The sequence below is a fragment of the Streptomyces sp. MCA2 genome (assembly GCF_023544705.1).
Taxonomy (GTDB): Bacteria; Actinomycetota; Actinomycetes; order Streptomycetales; family Streptomycetaceae; genus Streptomyces; species Streptomyces decoyicus.
Window position 1 is genome coordinate 64,835 of sequence record NZ_JAMJFM010000003.1, and the last position, 16,702, is coordinate 81,536.

Sequence of the window (16,702 nt, forward strand, 5' to 3'; positions counted from 1 at the left end):
GCCCGTGCGCACACCGGCCCACCGGCCCGTGCGCACACCGTAGGAAACATCACACTGCATAGCCATACGGACATTTGGTCGATCATGCAGGTCAAGCGGTTACCATCGAATCGCTCGCGGGGCCCGGACCCATCGGTCCGGGCCCCGCTCCGTGTGTGGGCCCACCCCTTGCCCCACGCATCGCACCACCAGAGAGAGAACCACCCCATGCGCCTGTCCGTGTCCCGCCACCGCACCAAGGAGGCGCGGCCCGCCGCACCTCTTGCAGGTCCGTCCGGGCTGCGCATCAAGTCCCCCGATGTCCTGGTCGCCGAATCGGGCGCGGACCTCGAAGGCAACGGCCTCCGGCGCAGCATGGGGCTCTTCCAGCTCGTCTGCTTCGGCATCGGCGCCATCGTCGGCACCGGCATCTTCGTCGGCCTCTCCGACACCGTCGCCGAGGCCGGCCCCGCCGTCCTCGTCTCCTTCGTGCTGGCGGCCGTCACCTGCGTCTTCACCGCCTTCTCCTTCGCGGAGCTGGGCGGCGCGATACCGGTCTCCGGCAGCTCGTACTCCTACGCCTACGCCACCCTCGGCGAGCGCACCGCCTTCCTCGTCGGCTGGTGCCTGCTGCTCGAATACGGCATCTCGGTCTCGGCGGTCGCCGTCGGCTGGGGCCAGTACCTCAACGAGCTGCTCGGCAGCCTGACCGGCTGGCAGCTGCCCGCCGCGCTCTCCGCCCCGCCCGGTGACGGCGGCATCGTCAACATCCCGGCCGTGGTCGTGATGCTGCTCGCCGCCCTGCTGCTCGTCCGCGGCATCCGGGAGAGCGCCCGCGCGACGGCCGCGATGGCCGTACTGAAGCTCGCGGTCCTGGTCCTGTTCTGTGCGATCGGCCTCAGCGCCTTCCGGGCCGGCAACCTCTCGCCGTTCGCCCCCGAGAGCGTCGCCGGCATCACCTCCGGCGCCTCGGTCGCGTTCTTCTCGTACATCGGCTTCGACGCCATCACCACGGCCGGCGAGGAGGTCAGGAACCCGCGTCGCAACATCCCCATTGCGATCATGGTCTGCATCGGTCTGGTCACCGTCCTGTACTGCCTGGTCGCCCTCTCCGCCATCGGCGCGCTCTCCTCCGACCAGGTCGCCGGCCGCCCCGCCGCGCTGTCGCTGATCGTCAACTCCGTCACCCACTCGACGCTCGGCGGCGGAGTGATCGCGTTCGGTGCCGTCGTCGCCATCGCCTCGGTCGTCCTCGCGGTCATGTACGGCCAGACCCGCATCCTGATGTCGATGTCGCGGGACGGCCTGATCCCGCGGATCTTCGAGCGGATCTCGCCCCGCACCTCCACCCCCGTCGCCAACACCTGGATCGTCACGGCCGTCTTCGCCGTGCCGGCCGCGGTCGTCCCGCTCGACGCGGTGATGAACCTGTCGACCATCGGGACGCTGGCGGTCATGGTCGCGGTCAACCTCAGCGTGATGGTGCTCCGCCGCACCCGCCCCGAGCTTCCGCGCCGCTTCCGCGTCCCGCTCTTCCCGGCCAGCCCGGTCCTCGGTATCGCCTTCTGCCTCTACCTGATGTACGGGACGGGCCCGGCGACCTGGCTCCAGTTCGCCGGGTTCCTGGTGGTGGGCGCGCTGGTCTACACGTGCTACGGGCGCCGCCGCTCGCGGCTCGGGTCCGCCCCGCAGCAGCCCGCGGACGAGGCCGGCGAGGCTGCCGCCGACGTCAGTGCCGACGTGGCCGCTCCCGTTCGGGGAGCGTGAACCAGACGGCCTTGCCGCGCGGTGTGGGGCGGCATCCGGAAGCGGAGCTGAGGGACCGGACCAGCAGCAGGCCACGGCCGTCGCGCCCCTGGTCAGGGCGGCTCGGGGTGGTGCCGTCGATGCGGTGGGTGTCGTGGGTGCGGTCGGTTTTGGTGTCGGTGCCTGCGTCGGTGCCTGTGTCCGCGTCCATGTCTGCGTCTGCGTCTGCGTCTGCGTCCATGTCCGCGTCGGTGGCTGCGTAGCCGTCGGCGTCGTCGGTCGCGTCGTGGCCCTCGCCGCTCTGCCCGGCAGGGTCACGGCCGTCCACGCCCTCGCCGCGTCCGGCCGGCCCCTCGCCCTCCGTACGCTGCATCGGGAGGTGGCCGTCGCCGGTGGGGTGGCCGTCCGGCTCGGGGTGGCCGTCCGGCACGGAGTGGCCGTCCGCCGCGGGGTGCCTGTCCGTCGCGCGCCGATCGTCCGCCGTGCAGTGACCCGCCGCCGTGCCGTGACCGTCCGCAGTGCCGTCACCCGCCGCAGTGCCGTGACCGTCCGCCGCCCGGCCCGGTGCGGGGTCGTACGGTGCCCCCACCAGCACAGGAACGTCCAGGTCCGCCGGGGGCAGCGGGCTGCCGAGCCCCTGGAGGAGCGCCGGATCGCCGTCGTGCACCTCGATCCGGCAGCCGCTCGGCCGCAGCTCCACCACCAGCTCGATGGGGTCGGTGTCGCGGGTGTGCCTGAGGGCATTGGTGACCAGCTCGGCGGTCAGCAGTTGTGCGGTGGTGCGGTCGGCCGTGGCCCCGAGGTCCTGCATGGCGGTGCGGACCATCGCACGGGCGATCGGGACCGCGGTCGCGCCGCGCGGCAGCGAGATGCGCCAGATCGAGGGCGCGGGCGGTTCCAGCATGCGCTGAGCGTTCCGTTCGCAAAAGGCCAGGTCGGGTACGTCCACGGTAGGAAGCGCGGGGGCGGGCGGAGCAGGGGCGAGCGACCGCGAAGCGCATGACCTAAGTCATACGGCGGCCGGGACCTTGGTCCGGCCGCGCCCCTGACGCCCCGCGGTCGCTCCCCCCTCGCGGCCTCCGTACCCACCCGCCGCCTCCGCACCCTCCCACCGCCGCCGCCCGGCCCTTCCCGCTTCTTCCACCCCCTCCCGTCACCTCTCATGCCGCGCCTCTCACGCCGCGCCGATATCGCGTCCTCGTGACGACAGTCATGAACCAGTGATAACTTCGACAGGGCACGAGGCACAAGGCATCCGGAAGAGCATCCACCGGCCGGTCGGCCAAAGGGGGCAGGCAGCCCGATGAGCCCGTTCGCAGGATCAGCCCGCAGCACAGACGCCTGGAAACACATCCGCGTGACCAGGAAGGACGGGATCGCCACCGTCACCCTGGCGCGCCCGGACAAGCTCAATGCGCTCACCTTCGAGGCCTACGCCGACCTCCGTGACCTGCTCGCGGAGCTGTCCAGGGAACGTTCCGTACGTGCCCTGGTGCTGGCGGGGGAGGGGCGCGGATTCTGCTCCGGCGGCGATGTCGAGGAGATCATCGGCGCCACCCTGGGGATGGACACCGCGCAGCTGCTGGACTTCAACCGGATGACCGGCCAGGTCGTACGGGCGGTGCGGGAGTGCCCGTTCCCGGTGATCGCGGCCGTGCACGGGGTCGCGGCCGGCGCGGGCGCGGTGCTCGCGCTGGCCGCCGACTTCCGCGTCGCCGACCCGTCCGCCCGTTTCGCCTTCCTCTTCACCAAGGTCGGCCTCTCCGGGGGTGACATGGGTGCGGCCTATCTGCTGCCCCGCGTCATCGGCCTCGGCCATGCCACCCGGCTGCTGATGCTCGGTGACGCCGTCCGGGCGCCGGAGGCCGAACGGCTCGGTCTGATCAGTGAGCTGGCCGACGAGGGCCGGGCCGACGAGGCGGCCGCGGCACTCGCCCGGAGGCTCGCCGAGGGGCCCGCGCTGGCGCACGCCCAGACCAAGGCGCTGCTCACCGCCGAGCTCGACATGCCGCTGGCCGCCGCCGTGGAGATGGACGCCGCCACCCAGGCGCTGCTGATGAACAGCGCCGACTACGAAGAATTCCATGCCGCCTTCACGGAGAAGCGGACGCCCAAGTGGCAGGGGAAATAGCCATGCGGGTCGCCGTCATCGGTGGTGGTCCGGGCGGCCTGTACGCCGCTGTGCTGCTCAAGCGCCTCGATCCCACCCGAGAGATCACCGTCTGGGAGCGCAACGCGCCCGACGACACCTTCGGCTTCGGCGTCGTGCTCTCCGACGAGACCCTCGGCGGCATCGAGCACGCCGACCCGGAGGTCTACCGCGCCCTCCAGGCGGAGTTCGTCCGCTGGGACGACATCGACATCGTGCACCGCGGCCGCACCCTGACCTCCGGCGGGCACGGATTCGCGGCGCTCGGGCGGCGCCGGCTGCTGGCCGTACTGCACCAGCGCTGCCGCGACCTCGGCATCGCGCTGCGCTTCCGTACCGAGGCCCCGCCCGCCGCCGAACTGGCGCGCTCGTACGACCTGGTGATCGCCGCCGACGGGGTGCACAGCGCGACCCGCACCGCCCATGCCGACGCCTTCCGCCCACGGCTGACCACCCATCGCTGCCGGTACATCTGGCTCGCCGCCGACTTCGCCCTCGACGCCTTCCGCTTCGAGATCGCCGAGACCGAGCACGGCGTCGTACAGCTCCACGCCTACCCCTTCGCCGGCCCGTCGCCCGACCCCCACCCCGAGGCACCGTCCGCCGGCGCCGAGAGCAGCCTCGGAGCCAGCACGGTCATCGTCGAGATGCGCGAGGAGGTCTGGCGCGCGGCCGGACTCGACCGCTGCGACGAGCGCGAGTCGGCGGAGTGGTGCGCCAAGGTCTTCACGGACGCCCTGCGCGGCCGGTCCCTGCGCTCCAACAACTCCAGCTGGATCGCCTTCCGTACGGTCGTCAACGACCGCTGGTCGCACGGCAATACGGTGCTGCTCGGCGATGCCGCGCACACCGCGCACTTCTCCATCGGCTCCGGCACCAAGCTCGCCGTCGAGGACGCCCTGGCGCTGGCGGCCTGCCTTCAGGAGCAGCCCGACACCGCCGGTGCCCTGGCCGCGTACGAGGAGGAGCGCCGTCCGGTCGTCGCCTCCACCCAGCGCGCCGCGCGCGCCAGCCTCGCCTGGTTCGAGGAGCTGGCCACCTATCTCGACCAGCCGCCACACCAGTTCGCCTTCAACCTCCTCACCCGCAGCCGCCGGGTCACCCACGACAATCTCCGGCTGCGCGACCCCGGATTCGTCGCGGCCGTCGAGGCCGAGGCGGACCCCCCGCCCGCCACGCCTCCCATGTTCACGCCGTTCCGGCTGGGCGGGCTGACGCTGCGCAACCGCGTCGTGGTCTCCCCGATGGACATGTACTCCGCCGCCGACGGCGACGGCACCCCCGGCGACTTCCACCTCGTCCACCTCGGTGCCCGCGCGCTGGGCGGCGCCGGACTGGTGATGACGGAGATGGTGTGCGTCAGCCCCGAGGGCCGGATCACACCGGGCTGTACGGGGCTGTATGCGCCGGAACACGAGACGGCCTGGCGCCGGGTCACCGACTTCGTCCACACCTCCGCGCCCGGCACCGCCATCGGCGTCCAGCTCGGGCACTCCGGCCGCAAGGGCTCGACCCGGCTCATGTGGGAGGGCATCGACCAGCCGCTGCCGGACGGCAACTGGCCGGTCGTGGCGCCGTCCGCGCTGCCCTACCGCCCCGGCGTCAACCAGGTCCCGCACGCGCTGGACGAGGCCGGGCTCGCCGCCGTACGCGAGCAGTTCGTCCGCTCCGCCGAGTCCGCCGCCCGGGCCGGCTTCGACCTTCTCGAACTCCACTGCGCCCACGGCTATCTGCTCTCCGGATTCCTCTCGCCGCTCACCAACCACCGCACCGACGGCTACGGCGGCGACCTCACCGGCCGGCTGCGTTTCCCGCTGGAGGTCTTCGACGCGGTCCGCGCCGTCTGGCCGGCCGGGCGCCCGATGACGGTCCGGATCTCGGCGACCGACTGGGCGGACGGCGGCACCACCGCCGACGACGCGGTGGCGATCGCACGGGCCTTCGCCGCGCACGGCGCCGACGCCATCGACGTCTCCACCGGACAGGTCGTCACCGACGAACGCCCCGACTACGGCCGCTCGTACCAGACCCCGTTCGCCGACCGCATCCGCAACACCCTCGGCGTGCCGGTCATCACGGTCGGCGCCATCTCCTCCTGGGACGACGTCAACTCCCTGGTGCTGGCCGGGCGCGCGGACCTGTGCGCGCTGGCCAGACCGCATCTGTACGACCCGCACTGGACGCTGCACGCCGCGGCGGAGCAGGGTTACGCCGGGCCCGGCGCCCCCTGGCCGCTGCCCTATCAGGCGGGCAGCCGTACCCCGCCGACCGGACGCACCGACGCGCCGAAGCCCCGCCTCACGCTGCGGTGACGGGGAGGCACGGGCAGCGGGGCGGGGCCGTTCCAGGGCCGGCCCGGCAGAGTGCGGAGCGGGACGGCGAGAGGGGCCGGCGGGGAGCCGGGCGGGCCGGTGAGCGGGCCCCTCGGGCAACCGGCGGTCCGGGGGACGCGGCCGGTCAGGGAGCCGGCGGTCCGGCGAGGAGGCGGCCGGTCAGGGCGTCGGTACGCAGGTGATCTGCGCCGAGATCACCGGATTGCCGTGCTGTTCCACGGTGACCTCGACCTGCCGGCGGTCATCGGTGCGGCCGGTGGTCCGTGCCTGCACCCAGGAGGGCGCGTCGAGTTCGGCGTACCGTGCGAAGGAGCAGTCGATCGATGCGGGCACGGTGAAGCCGGGCGTTGCCGCCAGCGCGGCCTGCCGGGCGGCCTCGACCATCAGCATGCCGGGCGCGTGGTCCACGGGGTGGTCGAAGAGCACCGGGTGCGAGGTGTCCACCCGCAGCTGCCAGCGGTCGGAGCGGTCGGTGGGGGAGAGCACCACATCGCGGTCGCGTTCCCGGGCGACCTGCTGCGGGGCGACGCCCTGCGGCACCGGCAGCTTCCGTGAGTTGGCGAGCGCCACATCGCTGTATTCGCCGCGCAGCCGACGGTAGACGGCCGGGCTGTGGCAGGAGTAGACGAGCGTCGCGGAGGCCAGGTCGGCGCCGTCGCACACGATCCGGAACTCCTGCCGGACGCTGGCCAGCCGTTTGCCGCGGTGGACCATGTCGTGGTCGGTGACGTGCAGTTCGACCGCGGCCGGTGCCTCCGCGGCGCGCAGCGCCCGCGGCGCGAGGTCGTAGCGGACCCGCTGCCAGATGATCGGGTGGTCGAGCGGCACATGGTGCCCGACATGGCTCAGTAATATCCCGGCCTGCCGGATGCTCTCGATGATCAACACCGGGTCGTGCAGGCCGTCGACCGGACCGTAGAAGCTGTGGGCGCGTGGCCATTGGGCGCTGACCACCCAGCCGTCGTCCGTGCGCCGCCAGTTGGTGAGGAAGACCTCGGAGAGGGCGGTGCGGTGGACGTACTCGCGCGGCACGGTCGTGGTGAGCTCCGACGGTCGGTTTCCGTCGCCGAACCGGCCTTCGATCTCGTGACACTGATCGCGCAAGTACGGCGTGAGCGTGGCGCTGGCCATAGGTGTTCCTTTCTGCTGTGCAGGCTCTCCGCGCCCGGACGGGCTGAGCCTTGGTGACGGCCCTGTGGCAATTAAGATACGGACCATGTGGTTTGTTTTCCAGCGTTCGGCGGGGGCCGTAGCTCCGTCAGGGCGGTGGGGAAGGCCTCAGACCGAGATCTTCACGCAGCGGCCGTGCGGGTCCAGATGACCCAGCGCGCCGGGTGCGGCCAGCCCCGGAAGGGTGTGCTTCCACAGGGCCGTGACGCGCTCCGGGAGATCGGCGCGGTTGGTGGCGGCCCGCGAGAACAACTGCACGCCCATGTAGGCGGCGACGAAGAACTCGGCCGCCCGGTCAGGAGCCACACCCGGCAGGAGTTCCCCGTTGTCCCGGGCCTCGGTGAACATCGTGGTGATGATGTCGGTCCAGGCCTGGTAGGGCACGAGCGGGTCCTCGCTGAAGGTCGTCTCGACCGCGATACGGGTGCCGGCCTGGAGTAATGGGTCGCTGCGCAGGGCCAGCGCCACCTGGTGCGTGAAGTCGATGGCGTCCTGGAGCCGGGACTCGCTGACTTGCGGTAGGAACGGATCGGTCTGTTCCGTTATGACCGCGCGGGCCAGTGCGTCCTTGGACGTGAAGTGGAAGTACACGGCTCCCTTGGTGACCCCCGCGCGCTGGATGATCTCGGCCATCGTGGCGGCCTGGTACCCGCGGGTGCCGATGACATGAGCCGCTGCTTCGAGGACGGCACGTCGGGTGCGCACTGCGCGTTCCTGCTTGACCACCGATCATCCTCCGTATGCTCTCTTGGAGTTGTTGTGCCTGAGTGCGACCCGCCGCCCGTGGCCGCGCAGTCTATTTCCGCATCATAAAGAAGCCAACCATGCGGTATTGAATCTGCGCACGGGCCGGTGGGGGTCCGAGGGGCACGACCCGGCGTCACGAACCGGTGCGACGCCGTCGAGTGTCACGAGCGCGAGGAGCAGTCCGATGTCCCCCACCGTCGTCCCCGCCATACCCGCCGTACACCGCGAGGTCCGGCTGGCCGCCCGGGTCGAAGGCGATCTGGCGCCCCATCACTTCACCCTCGCCGAGGCCCCGGTGCCGAAGCCGGAACCGGGGCAGGTGCTGGTGCGCAACCGGGTCATGGCGGTGACCGCGGCGATGCGGACGCAGATGGCCGGAATGCCGCTGCCGATGGGCTCATTTGTGCCGGGCGAGGCGCTGTGGGGCTCCGCGGTCGGCGAGGTGGTCGCGGCGCCCGACGACGGCTTCACGCCCGGCGAACTGGTACGACACTCCTGCGGCTGGCGGGAGTTCGCGGCCGTCGACGCGTCGCGGGTACGGCGGCTCGACCCGGACGCACTGCCGGCCCCCGCCGCGCATCTGTCGCAGGGCGCGACGGCCTGGGGAGCGCTGCGCCGGGCCGCGGAGGTACGGCCGGGGGACACCGTGTTCGTCACCGGCGCGGCGGGCGGTGTGGGCAGCCTGGCCGGGCAGCTGGCGCGGCGCCTGGGTGCCCGCCGGGTCGTCGGCAGCACCGGCTCGGAGCGCAAGGCGGCCCTGTTGCGCGCCGAGTTGGGGTACGACGACACGATCGTGCGCGGCGCCGGGCCGATCGAACGGCAGCTGCGCCGGGCGGCGCCGGAGGGCATCGACGTGCTGCTGGACACCGTGGGCGGTGAGCAGCTCACGGCGGCGCTTTCGCTGGCCCGCCCCGACGCGCGGTTCGCGCTGGTCGGTGCGCTCTCCAGTCAGCTGGGCGGGGGCGGTGGCGTCGCCGCCCCGGTGGAGCTGGACGCGGGTCTGATCATCATGCGGCGGGTGGCGCTGCGCGGCTTCGGGCTGCATGCGCATCCGGATCTGCCGCAGGAGTGGGCCAAGGAGTTCGGCCAGGGGCTGCGGGAGGGCTCGCTGGTCTTCCCGCATGCCCTTCTGAAGGGGATCGAGCAGGCGCCGCGGGCGCTGTGCGAACTGGTGCAGGGGCGTCATATCGGCGCGGTGCTGGTCGAGTTGTGAGGCCGGGTACGGGGCCGGGGAGCCCGGCCGGGCGGGGCGGTGCGGGGTCAGCCGGCTGCCGGGATCTGCGTCGGCGCCGGGATGCCGGCGGCCGGGAAGCGGTCCGGCGCGGCCGGCAGCAGCGCCCACAGGCCGACGATGGACTCCCTGTCCCACCACGACGCGTCCTCGCTGCCCAGATGCAGCAGGCCCACCACGAGTGACGTCAACAGCTGGGCCGTGCGCCGTGGTTCGGTGTCCGACGCATGCGGTCCGGCCGGTCCGCCGGTCCCGCAGGTGACCGCCTTGTCGAGGAAGAGCGCGTACCAGCGCTGTTCCAGGGCGTAGATGCCGAGCCCCGGCGCGGTCTCCGGCCGCAGCCGCAGTCCGGCGCGCAGTACGGCGTCCGACTCCACCCGGCCGAACAGCTCGACGGTGAAGTCCCGTACGGCGGTGGGCAGTGGCTCCGGGGAGCGGGTGAAGCCGTCCTCGATCTCCTGGAGGGTCGCGAGTGCGGCATCCCGCACCGCGAGCGTGAGGTCGTCCTTGGACGTGAAGTGGAAGTAGAGCGCCCCTTTGCTCAGCCGGGCCCGCCGGCTGATCTCGACCATGCCCGCGGCGGGTACCCCCTTCTCCAGGAAGGTCTCTGCGGCCGAGCGGATGAGTGCCTGGCGGCTCTGGATGGCGCGATGCTGGGTGGGCACGGTGTCCGTCCCGTCTCTAGTACGGCTGCGAGCTCAGTGCAGTCTACATAGAAAACCAACCATGCGGTTCTGTATGCTCCCCAGGAATGTCCGGAACTGGGCCGCCCTGGCGTGAAGGCGACGATCTGTCGCTGGTTCGGATGCCCGGCGGCTTTCGGGGGCGGTGTGACCCTAGTTTGGCCGGTGGGTGAAGGGTTGTCGACCCATCAGGAACAGTAAGGGTCCATTGACAAACAGCGCAGGCGGTTTTTAAATCTCCGAAGGCGGTAAACGGGACGACCCCTTCCGTAGCAGCCGCCTTGACGGTCGCGTACCGCCGTTGGACAGCGGTGCGCCATGGCGAGACCGCCTCTGCCTTCACCAGTCCTCGACCGCAGGCCGCCCAACCAGCCGAGCCAGCAACGTCACCCGAGCCCCTGCACCCCCCATAGGAATCCGGAAAGGTCTCCAGCCATGCGCGTAGCAACGGAAGTCGGCGAACGTCCCGCAAGAGGCGTACGGAGCGCCGGCGGCGAGACGATCAGGGCCGCCGTCTTCGATCTGGACGGCACCCTCGCCAACACCCTGCCCCCGATCAGCAAACTGCTGGTCAAGGTGGCCTCGGAGCAGGGCTGTTCGGTGACCGCCCGGCAGGCGGCCTCCGCCATCGGCAAACCGCCCGGCCCCGCCTTCGGCCGGCTGCTGGGCAAGCCCGAGGACGACGGCCGGGTGCAGGCGGCCATCTCCCGCTACCGCGAGCTGTTCGCCTATGAAGTCCTGTGCCAGGGACCGCAGCTGCTCTTTCCCGGGGTGACCGCGGGGCTGTCCGCGCTGCGCGCCCACGGCGTCGAGCTGGCCGTCGCCACGTCCAAGACCACCCGCAGCGCCGAGGCGCTGCTCGACGTCATGGGCATCCGCGACCTGGTCGGCCCGGTGATCGGCCAGGACATGGTCCGGCGCGGCAAACCGCATCCGGAGATGGTGCTGCGGGCGGCCGGGCGGCTCGGTGTCGCGGCGTGGCAGAGCGCGTATGTGGGGGACACCGTGGGGGACATGAGGATGGCGGTCACCGCGCGCATGGAGCCGGTCGCGGTGACCTACGGCGTCGGCACGTTCGGTGAGCTCGCCGCGGTCGCCGGCACCCGGATGTGCAGCTCTTTCAAGGACGTGGTCTCCGTGATCGCCGCCGCCAGGCCGCGGTCGGGCGTCGGGGTGGGGGCCCAGCGCCGCCGGTGAGACGGCGGGGCCGTGGTCAGGCCCCGGTTGTCGCCTCGTGCGCGTAAAGGGCCCCGGCGGCCTGGAGTTTGGCGTGCAGCCGGCCGAACACGTCCGCCGCGTGGCCCCCCGGCCAGTCCTCCGGCAGGAGGGGAGAGGGCAGTCCGGGATCCGCGTAGGGCAGCTGGCGCCAGGCGTCCAGGGCCAGCAGATAGTCGCGGTAGGCCGCCTCGGGGGGTACCGAGCGGCGCCGCGACCACCGCCGGAGCACCGGCTCCTGCTCGTCGAGGAAGGCGCGGTGCCGGGCGGCGATGGCGTCCAGGTCCCACCAGCGGGCCACCGCGTCCGCGGTGGGGGCGAACCCGGCGTGCTCACCGGTGAACAGATCGACGTACGGGGCCAGCTCCAGCCGCTCCAGGGTGTGCCGGGTCTCCTCGTAGAGCTGTGCGGGGGCGATCCACACGCCCGGCGCCGCGGTGCCGAAACCGAGCCGCGCCAGCCGGGAGCGCAGCAGATGCCGCTTGTGCCGCTCCTCCTCGGGGACGGAGAAGACGGCCAGCACCCAGCCGTCGGACAGCCGCGCGGCCGGCCGGCCGAAGATCCTGCGGTCGCCGTCCTCCAGCAGCTGGCGGGCCGCGTCGGACAGTCCGTACGCGGCTGCCCCGGTGGCCGTGCGCGCGGGGACCAGCAGCCCGCGCCGCTTGAGCCGGGAGACGGCGGAGCGCACCGACGGCGGGTCCACCCCGAGTGCGCCGAGCAGCCGGATCAGGGCGGCGACCGGCACCGGAGCGGCCGTGCCGTCCGGGGAGCCGGGCCCGCCCCGCCCGTAGGCGCCGTAGAACGTGACGATCAGGGACCGTGGGGTGCGCTGCGTTTGCTGGTCGTTCACCGGGTCACTCTAGAGGGGGTCTCCGCAGCCGGAAGCGCTGGAGCTTACCGGTCGGGGTGCGCGGCAGCGAGCTGTGGAAGACGATCTCGCGCGGGCATTTGTAGGGGGCGATCCGGGTCTTGGTGAAGGCGCGGAGTGCGGCGACGGTGTCTTCCCCCTGGGGGACGCCGGACCGCAGCACGACATGGGCCACGACCACCTGCCCGCGGTCCTCGTCGGCCCGCCCGACCACCGCTGCCTCGGTCACATCGGGGTGCCGCAGCAGCGCGTCCTCCACCTCGGGGCCCGCGATGTTGTAGCCCGCCGAGATGATCATGTCGTCCGCGCGGGCCACATAGCGGAAGTAGCCGTCCGGATCGCGGACGTACGTGTCGCCGGTGAGATTCCAGCCGTCCCGTACGTACGCCGTCTGGCGGGTGTCCGCGAGATAGCGGCAGCCGGTCGGCCCGCGTACGGCCAGCAGCCCCGGTTCGCCGTCCGGCAGCGGGGCGCCGTCCGCGTCGACCACCCGCGCCTGGAAGCCCGGGACCGGCAGACCCGTCGTACCGGGCCGCACCGCCTCGTCGGCGGCCGAGATGAAGATGTGCAGCAGCTCCGTCGCACCGATGCCGTTGATGATCCGCAGGCCGGTCGCCTCGTGCCAGGCCTGCCAGGTGGCGGCCGGCAGGTTCTCACCGGCCGACACACACCGGCGCAGCGAGGAGACATCGTGCCCGGCGAGCTTGGGCAGCATCGCGCGATAGGCGGTCGGCGCGGTGAACAGCACCGAGATCCGGTGCGCCGCGATATCGCCGAGCAGCCGCTCCGGCCCGCCCCAGTCGGCGAGCAGGGCCGAGGCACCGGCCCGCAGCGGGAAGATGACGAGCCCGCCGAGACCGAAGGTGAAGCCCAGCGGCGGGCTGCCGGCGAACACGTCGTCCGGCTCCGGGCGCAGCACCTGCGCCGAGAAGGTGTCCGCGATGGCGAGCACATCGCGATGGAAGTGCATACAGCCCTTGGGGCGGCCGGTGGTGCCGGAGGTGAAGGCGATCAGGGCGACATCGTCGGCGGAGGTGGCCACGGCCGGATAGGGCGCGCCGCCGGGCCGGGCGAGCTGCCGCAGATCGTCCGGCCCGTCCCCGCCGAAGGTGGTGATCCGCAGCTCCGGGATCCCGGCCTTGGCGAGATCGTCGACGGAGCGGACATCGCACAGCGCGTACCGCACCTGGGCGATCTCCGCGATCGTGGCGAGTTCCTCGGGGCGCTGCGCGGCCAGCACGGTCACCGCCACCGCCCCGGCCTTCATCACGGCGAGCCAGCAGGCGGCCAGCCAGGGCGTGGTGGGCCCGCGCAGCAGGACGCGGTTGCCCGGCAGCACCCCCAGCGGGCCGGTGAGCGCATGGGCGATCGCATCGACCTGCGCCCGCAGCTGCCCGTACGTCCAGACCGGTCCGCTCGCGTCACGGACCGCGGGCCGGTCGGCGCCGAGTCGCGCGATGGTGCCGTCCAGCAGCTCGGCGCCGCAGTTCAGCCGGTCGGGATAGCCCAGATCGGTGAGGTGCGGCCACTGGTCGTGGGGCGGCAGCCGGTCGCGCGCGAAGGTGTCGGTGTGGGCCGAGGACCGTAGCTCCATGGCGTATGCCCCCTAGGGCGTGTCTTACGGATCATGGTGGGCCCGCGGGGCCCCAGGGGCCCGGCCGGGGTGGCCGGCAAGCGGCCGGGGGAGGGATGAGGGACGGTGGAGGCCGGTGCGGTGGCCGGCCGGGGACTGCGCGGTTGGCTGCTCGTTCTGCGGTGCGAGTACTGCCGTTCGGATCCGTCGTCAGCGTAACGTGTTCGTGACGGCAGTCAACAGACCGCGATAGAGGACCGCTACCAGGGAGCCGCCTCGTGACCGTATTCGCGCTGGGACCGGACGAGCAGGAGTGGTGCGCCGAACTGCGCGCGCTGACGGCCGAGCGGCTGAGCCCGCTGGCGGAGAAGGGGGAGGAGGGCCGGGTCAACCGCCCCCTGGTCGCCGCCCTCGGCGAACTGGGCCTGCTGCGCCGCCTGTTCCCCGCCGACGGCGCCCTGCGCGCCCTGGACCTGTGTCTGCTGCGGGAATCCCTGGCCCAGGTGTGCACGGAGGCGGAGACCGCACTGGCGCTCCAGGGGCTGGGGACCTACCCCGTCGTGCTGTCCGGGACCGAGGCCCAGCGCGCCCGCTGGCTGCCGGAGGTGGCCGCCGGCCGCGCGGTCGCGTCGTTCGCGCTGAGCGAGCCGGGCGCGGGCTCGGACGCCGCCGCGCTGTCCCTCGCGGCCGAGCCGGACGGCCCGGACGGCTGGCGGCTCAGCGGCGAGAAGTGCTGGATCTCCAACGCCCCCGAGGCCGACTTCGCCACCGTCTTCGCGCGTACGGGGGGCGGGGCGGGCGCGCGCGGCGTCACCGCCTTCCTCGTCCCCGCCGACCGGCCGGGCCTGACCGGCGCGCACCTGGACATGCTCAGCCCGCACCCGATCGGCACACTGGTCTGCGACGGTACGCCCGTGACCAGGGCGGATGTGCTGGGAGAGGTGGACGGGGGGTTCGCCGTCGCGATGGCGACCCTGAATCTCTTCCGGCCGAGCGTCGGCGCCTTCGCGGTCGGCATGGCGCAGGCCGCGCTGGATGCCGCACTGACGCATGCGGGCGAGCGCACCGCGTTCGGCGGCCCGCTCAAGGACCTTCAGTCCGTCGGCCATCAGCTCGCCGAGATGGCCACCCGGGTCGAGTCCGCCCGCCTCCTGGTGTACGCGGCGGCATCCGCGTACGACACCGGGGCCCCGGACATCGCCCGCCGCTCGGCCATGGCCAAGCTGCTGGCGACCGAGACCGCCCAGTACGTCGTCGATGCCGCCGTCCAGATCCACGGCGCCCGCGCGCTGCGCCGCGGCCACCTCCTGGAACACCTCTACCGTGAGGTCCGCGCTCCGCGCATCTACGAGGGCGCCACGGAGGTGCAGCGCTCGATCATCGCCAAGGAGCTGTACCGCGGACGGCCCTGAACTCCCCTGGGGAGCAGGGCCGTCGCCCGTCTCAGCTGTTGTCCTTCCAGACCTGGCCCAGCTTGCACTTGCCGGACCTGGGGTCGTTCCCGTTGGGGCTCTTGAGGAAGGTGTCGGAAACCGTGACGGGCCGGGTGGAGCCGGCGGGGACCGCGGCGACGGAAATCTGCGCGGAGCCGAAGACGGCGCCGCTCTCGTCGGTGAACTGCACGGTGCCGTTGTAGTGCGCCGAGCCCTGCGAGTTGTGGTTGGTCACGCTCAGCTTGGCGCTCAGCGTGCCGGCCGCGCTGTCGACCTGGCAGTCGGTGATGCGGATGTCCGACTCGGGCGGCGTGGTGGAACCGGCGGTCGGCGAGCCGACGGTGCTGCCGCTGCTGGTGGTGCTCCCGGAGCTGCTGTATCCACCGCTGGAACTGCTGCTGGAGCTGTGGCTGCTGCCGCAGCCCCCGCCGTGCGAGTGCCGCGCGCCGGTCAGCGCGACGACCACCAGTGCGCATGCGGCGACAGCCCGAACATGGCGAAACTTCATCTTGACTTCTCCCCCGTGGTGGCGGCCGCCCCCGTGGACGCCCGCTGTGTACGCGCACCCATACCCATGCGCGCAGCCGATTGACGATGCGCTCGCCGGTGGTACTTGACGAGCGCGCGTCAGGCTAGCAAGACCGGGCACGGACGCCGAATCCTGACCGACGGGCGGTTGTCAGTGCCGGATGGCAGGCTGAAATCACAGAGGATCCGCGAAGGGAATCGCCATGATCACTACTGACTTCGTCCCCGGCTCCCCGTGCTGGCTCGATCTCGGCGCTCCCGATGTCGAGGTCGCCTCGGCCTTCTACCGGGCGGTGTTCGGCTGGCGGTCCGAACCGTACGGGGACCAGGGAGCGGGCGGATATACGCTCTTCCGGCTCGACGGCGAGGCCGTCGGCGCGGTCGGCCCGCTGCCCGAGGAGGGCGCCCGCTCCGCCTGGACGGTCTACTTCCACACCCCCGACGCGGAGGCCACGGCCGAGGCGGTGGAGCGGGCCGGCGGCTCGGTCCGCTCGGCGCCGTCCCTGGTCGGTGCGGACGACGGCCGCTTCGCCCGGCTCGCGGACCCACAGGGCGCGGAGTTCTCCGTCTGGCAGCCGGAGCGCTACCCGGGCCTCGAGGCCGCTGACGTCCCCGGAACCCTGTGCTGGACGGAGCTCTACACCACCGATGCGGCCGCCGCCCAGACCTTTTACCGGACGGTCTTCGGCTGGAGCACCCAGGACATGCCGCTCCCCGGCGGTGGCGGCACCTACACCCTTCTCACCCCCGCGGACCGTGGTGAGGAGCGGATGCACGGCGGGCTCATGGAAGTCCCGGCGCACCTGCTCGGACCCGGCGGGAAGCCGTACTGGCACCCGGTGTTCGCCTCCAAGGACTGCGATGCCACCGTCGGTCTGGCGACGGGCAACGGCGGCACGCTGTCCATGGGCCCGGAGACCGCCGACGGCGTCGGCCGCCTGGCCGTTTGCAGCGACCCGTCCGGTGCGGAGTTCGTGGTGCTGACCCCGCAGGAGACGCTGTGACCGCGCCGCCCCCGAGGCGTCGGCAGCCGGCCGCCCGGGACGG

General features: G+C 72.5%; 14 protein-coding genes. 7 read left to right on the top strand and 7 right to left on the bottom strand.

Annotation, left to right across the window (positions count from 1 at the left end; all coding sequences use genetic code 11):
• Nucleotides 1-207: 207 nt before the first annotated feature.
• A complete protein-coding gene (locus M8I34_RS03525) occupies nt 208-1,746 on the top strand; it encodes an amino acid permease (protein WP_250047830.1) in 1,539 nt (512 codons plus the stop codon).
• Here M8I34_RS03525 and M8I34_RS41825 read toward each other — a convergent pair.
• Nucleotides 1,709-2,629 carry a hypothetical protein gene (locus tag M8I34_RS41825; RefSeq protein ID WP_374210849.1) on the bottom strand — a complete coding sequence of 307 codons (921 nt, stop codon included), beginning with the start codon at nt 2,627-2,629 and terminating at the stop codon, nt 1,709-1,711. The two genes, M8I34_RS03525 and M8I34_RS41825, sit on opposite strands and share 38 nt — an antisense overlap.
• 399 nt (nt 2,630-3,028) lie before the next feature.
• Here M8I34_RS41825 and M8I34_RS03540 point away from each other — a divergent pair, with 399 nt between their 5' ends.
• Together M8I34_RS03540 and M8I34_RS03545 are read left to right on the top strand one after the other, a co-directional pair.
• Nucleotides 3,029-3,856, top strand: coding sequence for an enoyl-CoA hydratase family protein (locus M8I34_RS03540; protein ID WP_030076824.1), 828 nt, complete (start codon nt 3,029-3,031; stop codon nt 3,854-3,856).
• Between the two features lie 2 nt (nt 3,857-3,858).
• Nucleotides 3,859-6,186 carry a bifunctional salicylyl-CoA 5-hydroxylase/oxidoreductase gene (locus tag M8I34_RS03545; RefSeq protein WP_250047972.1) on the top strand — a complete coding sequence of 776 codons (2,328 nt, stop codon included), beginning with the start codon at nt 3,859-3,861 and terminating at the stop codon, nt 6,184-6,186.
• A 180-nt stretch (nt 6,187-6,366) separates the two neighbouring features.
• On the opposite strand, the gene M8I34_RS03550 is transcribed toward M8I34_RS03545, so the two are convergent.
• Together M8I34_RS03550 and M8I34_RS03555 are read right to left on the bottom strand one after the other, a co-directional pair.
• Nucleotides 6,367-7,338, bottom strand: coding sequence for a ScbA/BarX family gamma-butyrolactone biosynthesis protein (locus M8I34_RS03550; protein ID WP_250047831.1), 972 nt, complete (start codon nt 7,336-7,338; stop codon nt 6,367-6,369).
• A gap of 147 nt (nt 7,339-7,485) precedes the next feature.
• Entirely contained in the window at nt 7,486-8,082 is a 597-nt protein-coding gene (locus M8I34_RS03555; protein ID WP_234341478.1) for a ScbR family autoregulator-binding transcription factor, read from the bottom strand.
• A 226-nt stretch (nt 8,083-8,308) separates the two neighbouring features.
• Here M8I34_RS03555 and M8I34_RS03560 point away from each other — a divergent pair, with 226 nt between their 5' ends.
• Nucleotides 8,309-9,337 (top strand): NADP-dependent oxidoreductase, encoded by a 1,029-nt coding sequence (locus tag M8I34_RS03560; protein WP_250047832.1) that lies wholly within the window; start codon nt 8,309-8,311, stop codon nt 9,335-9,337.
• Nucleotides 9,338-9,384: 47 nt separating this feature from the next.
• On the opposite strand, the gene M8I34_RS03565 is transcribed toward M8I34_RS03560, so the two are convergent.
• Entirely contained in the window at nt 9,385-10,020 is a 636-nt protein-coding gene (locus M8I34_RS03565; RefSeq protein ID WP_250047833.1) for a TetR family transcriptional regulator, read from the bottom strand.
• Between the two features lie 453 nt (nt 10,021-10,473).
• Here M8I34_RS03565 and M8I34_RS03570 point away from each other — a divergent pair, with 453 nt between their 5' ends.
• Nucleotides 10,474-11,235 carry an HAD family hydrolase gene (locus tag M8I34_RS03570; RefSeq protein ID WP_244418224.1) on the top strand — a complete coding sequence of 254 codons (762 nt, stop codon included), beginning with the start codon at nt 10,474-10,476 and terminating at the stop codon, nt 11,233-11,235.
• Between the two features lie 16 nt (nt 11,236-11,251).
• Here M8I34_RS03570 and M8I34_RS03575 read toward each other — a convergent pair whose 3' ends face one another.
• Together M8I34_RS03575 and M8I34_RS03580 are read right to left on the bottom strand one after the other, a co-directional pair.
• Entirely contained in the window at nt 11,252-12,103 is an 852-nt protein-coding gene (locus M8I34_RS03575) for a PaaX family transcriptional regulator C-terminal domain-containing protein (RefSeq protein WP_030991878.1), read from the bottom strand.
• A gap of 4 nt (nt 12,104-12,107) precedes the next feature.
• On the bottom strand, nt 12,108-13,715 hold the full coding sequence (locus tag M8I34_RS03580) for an AMP-binding protein (RefSeq protein WP_250047834.1): 1,608 nt from the start codon (nt 13,713-13,715) through the stop codon (nt 12,108-12,110).
• Between the two features lie 257 nt (nt 13,716-13,972).
• Here M8I34_RS03580 and M8I34_RS03585 point away from each other — a divergent pair, with 257 nt between their 5' ends.
• Complete coding sequence (locus M8I34_RS03585; RefSeq protein WP_244418221.1) at nt 13,973-15,106, top strand: acyl-CoA dehydrogenase family protein; 1,134 nt, start codon at nt 13,973-13,975, stop codon at nt 15,104-15,106.
• A gap of 31 nt (nt 15,107-15,137) precedes the next feature.
• Here M8I34_RS03585 and M8I34_RS03590 read toward each other — a convergent pair whose 3' ends face one another.
• The gene (locus M8I34_RS03590; protein ID WP_250047835.1) at nt 15,138-15,635 is read right to left on the bottom strand and encodes a hypothetical protein; all 498 of its coding nucleotides are present in this window, start codon (nt 15,633-15,635) and stop codon (nt 15,138-15,140) included.
• A gap of 223 nt (nt 15,636-15,858) precedes the next feature.
• On the opposite strand from M8I34_RS03590, the gene M8I34_RS03595 reads away from it, so the two are divergent.
• On the top strand, nt 15,859-16,659 hold the full coding sequence (locus tag M8I34_RS03595; RefSeq protein WP_250047836.1) for a VOC family protein: 801 nt from the start codon (nt 15,859-15,861) through the stop codon (nt 16,657-16,659).
• The last annotated feature ends 43 nt before the right edge of the window (nt 16,660-16,702 follow it).